Origin of the sequence: Protofrankia sp. Cj3, assembly GCF_917627355.1 — a bacterium.
GTDB lineage: Bacteria > Actinomycetota > Actinomycetes > Frankiales > Frankiaceae > Protofrankia.
Genome location: NZ_CAKJTR010000285.1, coordinates 1 through 4,036, shown reverse-complemented (window position 1 = coordinate 4,036; position 4,036 = coordinate 1). Strand labels below are relative to the sequence as shown.

Sequence of the window (4,036 nt, the reverse complement as noted above, 5' to 3'; positions counted from 1 at the left end):
CGGCGTACGGCGAGCCGTCGCGTACCGGATTCGGGGTGTCTCGTGGTCTGGGGCCCGACCGGCGGGAGATGGCTGACCGGCAGAACCACTGGCGGGGGTCAGCACTCGTTTTTGATGATGAAGTAGGAGCCGCGTATGGTTCCAGCCAGCTTCGACTTCTGCCGGGCGAACTTGAACGAGGCGAGTTCCGCGGGGATTTCCATCCCGTCGGAGAGCTTGAACCCAACCGCCCGTTTCCCGAGGTCGTCGACGGTGTACATCACATTGATCGACAGGCCGTTCTCGTAGAAGACATATGCCATCCGAATGTTCTCGACCTGGAATGCGGTCGCCTCGAGCGGGCGAGCGGAGATGACGATGCCGCGTTCTTCTGTGAGGATCCGGCTCACCCAGTCGATGGTCGGCCCGGCGTTGCTCACGGGCTCGACCGTGAAGACGTGGCCATACTTGTTCTTGAAGTAGCGGGCCTCGTTCACCCGCAGACCAGCGAGTACCGTCGCGGCCGGTGACGACATGGCCCGGGTGGCCGGAGCGGTCAGGATCGTTGACTCGCGGAAGCGTTCACCGAACTTCCCTGGCCAGCTGACGAGGCGACCAACCCGCCGACGCCCCTATCCCACCCGAGCCGGCGCCGGAACCCACTCCCGCGATCAGGACGCGGCCGGCTCGTCCGCAGCCGTCACGATGTCCTCGCGCGGGGGATGTCTTCCGGGCGACCTTTCCAGTCGGGCCCGGTCGGGCGCATCCTTCCGATGTCCCTCCCGCTGGCGGGTGGGATCGCTTGCGGAAAATTGAAGACGCGATGTGGATCGACCGCCGCCTTTATCTTCTCGAGTCGTCGAAGGTTGGTCGCGTAGTACTGCTGAAGAAAGTCCGTCAATGAGGGGTCGGGAAAGTTCTGATATGCCTGCGGGATGGCATAGGGTGATATCGCGTCGTAGAATTCGCCGAGCCATGCGAGGTTGGCCTCGACGCTGTCGACAGAATCGCTGCCGCTCCACTTCAGGTACCACAACATGAACCAGTTGTTGTCGCGATGGACGAATGCGGTGGCGTCGGCGGGAACCGTGCTGGCCTGGCCGCCGGTCTGCAAAAATGACAGGTTCGCGTAGATTGATGTCCCCGGCCATCGCCGCAGCCAGTAAAGGGCCGTTTCGATCGCTTCGGGACGGACAGGTCCGAAGAAGTAGAGGGAGCGGTTCTGGAACTCGGTTGGTTTCGGGGTGTCAGAGAAGAAGTTCTCTTGCGCGTCCCAGTAGCCCAGCTCCTCGATCGTCGACTGTGCCGGTTGCGCCACGGTGTAAACTGGGGCGAGGATCTTGGCCAACTCTGTGGGCGGGCCGACGAGCTGTCCCTCGAAGACCACCGATACGTCCTGTCCCGCGGCTAGTTCCTTCGGCGTGACCCCAGTCACGGTGGTCCAGCTGCCAAGACTGGTCGGCGAGTCTTCCAACGCGGCGAGCAGGGCCGGCAGCACAGTGTCCGCCTTCGCGTCCCAGATCAAGCGAGAGGCCGTGACGGAGGCGGGCGCGGGAGAGGTCTGCACGGAGAACGAGGTATTAATACCGAAGTTGCCACCACCCCCACCCCGACACGCCCAGAAAAAATCGCCGTTCTCGTCCTCGCTGACCGGCACTATCTCACCATCGGCAGTAACAATCTGGCTGGCGACCAATGAGTCGACGGCAACGCCCAGCCGCCGTATGTTAAATCCGATCCCTCCGCCCAGCAGAAACCCGGCGGCGCCGACTGTCGGACAACGCCCGTGCGTGATGGTGGCATCATTCTGGCGCAGCGCACGATATACGTCAGCATTCAGGCAGCCGCCGCCGATCGTAGCAACACCGGTACGCCCGTCAAATTGCGCCTGATTCATAAGCTTGGTGTCGATCATCAGGCCGCGGGTCACTGAGAAATCTGCCGATGAATGACCGCCCGACCGTGCGACCAGCGGAAAGCCGTACCTGCGGGACCATTTGATCGCCTCAGCCACATCAGGGGCATTCAGGCAGCGCGCGATTCCGGCCGGCAGGACCGACGCCGCCCGCAGGTTGTAGGGCAGCGCCAGCTCGGCGAAGCCTGGATCACCTGGACGCAGCACAGGCCCTGAAATACTGCGCGCCAGCGTTCTCCAGGCTCCATCGACGTTACGCGCTTCCCTGGCCGCGAATACGGAGCCTCGCGGCCCCCACGACCCTAGCGGCCCGCTCAGGGCGACAGCCGCGATGCCGCTCGCGACAAAAGACCTACGCGTTCGCTCTACACCAACAGGAGGAACAGCCGAATCTGACTGCAGCTTCTCCATAACACCCCATCCAGAGACTCACTCGCTCCGCCCGGGGCCCAGATTACCTCGGCCGGGGTGCATGGCGGCTCAGTCGAAGGTTTGACCGCTCACAATGTATGCTTATTGAGGAATGACTGATTTGGGTAACCGAGATTTATCCTGTCTGCGGATGCACCGCGGCCGCGCGGAGCGAACAGTTCGCCGCAGGCAACCGGGACATGTCGGAGACGATGGGGTTGAGTGAGCCGACGATCCGCACGGCCGATACCGCTGAAATGTCAGCGGTATCACCTGTTGTGGTATTCCCCGGTGCGGATGTTGATGTAACTGTTCGGGTCGAACCGCTGGCCGTATTCAGGAAAAAAACCACTCGATCTTCTGGTGCATACGTTTCCCGCCGCGCATCCCCAGGTCGAAGGCGACGACGGCGGCCCTGGCCTCCTTGCCGTCGGCCGTGATCTGGCCTGGAGCACAACGTATTCGGAGACGCCTGATCCCGATCGCAGTCCCGCCTTCCCACGACAGCCAGGCCATATCTGTCACCAGCCCGGTCGGGTCTCCGCCGTTGAAGATGGTTGCCGGCTTGACTTCGCCGTACCCCTTCTGGCTCGGCGGCCCCCACGGGATGCCGAGCGCGTTGAGACCGTGGTGGTGGAGCGGTGATGCCCTCGCTGGCACGTGGCGCCGGTGCGGCACCGGTCACGACAAGCCGAGTGCGTCTGCGACCGAGGCGAGGTAGTCGATGTGGCCGTCGACGGAGTCCAGGTCACGGCCCATCGTCGCCACCGAGACATGGGTACCACCTGCCTCGCGCCAGGCATCGATCTGCGCCGTGAGGTCGCCGATGCCGCCCCGCGGAACCGCCACGTAGTCAGCGCCGAAGTCCTCGACCGACCTGCCCAGGCCGCGCACGCGATCACGCAGCCGTGTCCAGGCATCGACGGCGTGGTCGACGCCACCGCCACCGAAGAAGATGAAGCCATCCGCGAGTCGGGCAGCCCGCTCGAAGGCCACTTCACCAGATCCACCAAGCCAGATCGGGATGGGCCGCACCGGCTTCGGCACGAGGGCGGCTCTGTCAATTCGGTCGAAACGGCCGGAGAAGTCGACGACAGGCTCGGTGAACAACCGGCGAAGCAGCTCGATCTGCTCCTCCTGCCGGGCCCCGCGGGTGCGGAAGTCCTGGCCGAGGGCCTCATACTCGACGTGGTTCCAGCCGACTCCCACGCCGAGGCGTAGCCGGCCGCCGGAAAGGAGATCAACATCGGCCGCTTGCCGTGCCACAAGCGCTGTCTGACGCTGCGGAAGGATCAGGATCCCGGTGGCGAAACTGACGCGCTCGGTGATGCCGGCCAGGTAGGCGAACATCACGAACGGGTCGTGGAACGGGTCCTGCTCGGTGTATGGCCCCGGCAGCCGAGGCGTTCGATCAGCGTGCACGGCACCGAGCACATGGTCATAGGCGAGGAGGTGCGCAAAGCCCAGGTCCTCGACCGCTCTCCCAATCCGCCGAACGGCGCCCGGATCTCCTCCGAGCTCGATCTGCGGGTAGACGGCGCCGATCTGCATGAGGTCCAGCCTGCCACGGGACTGGACGGGGCTCTGCCCCAGGTCGTCCGCGCCGAACCGGCGAGCTGTATGTCCGGGAAATGCAGTTCAGACGCGGCCCGGTAGTCGGGCGACGCCGCGTCTACCCCGCGCTCGCAGCGACCTGGATGACCACGATCATGTCCCAGCCTTCTGATCCTT

At 64.3% G+C, this 4,036-nt stretch carries 4 protein-coding genes; all 4 read right to left on the bottom strand.

Going from position 1 to position 4,036, the window contains the following annotated elements; genetic code table 11:
* Positions 1-98: 98 nt before the first annotated feature.
* Entirely contained in the window at positions 99-515 is a 417-nt protein-coding gene (locus tag MJ783_RS22390; protein ID WP_239313659.1) for a phage tail protein, read from the bottom strand.
* Positions 516-679: 164 nt separating this feature from the next.
* On the bottom strand, positions 680-2,101 hold the full coding sequence (locus tag MJ783_RS22385) for an FAD-binding oxidoreductase (protein WP_239313657.1): 1,422 nt from the start codon (positions 2,099-2,101) through the stop codon (positions 680-682).
* Between the two features lie 540 nt (positions 2,102-2,641).
* Positions 2,642-2,965: a hypothetical protein gene (locus MJ783_RS22380; protein ID WP_239313655.1), complete on the bottom strand. Its 324-nt coding sequence runs from the start codon at positions 2,963-2,965 to the stop codon at positions 2,642-2,644.
* 21 nt (positions 2,966-2,986) lie between these two features.
* Positions 2,987-3,856, bottom strand: coding sequence for an LLM class F420-dependent oxidoreductase (locus MJ783_RS22375; protein WP_239313653.1), 870 nt, complete (start codon positions 3,854-3,856; stop codon positions 2,987-2,989).
* Between the last annotated feature and the right edge of the window lie 180 nt (positions 3,857-4,036).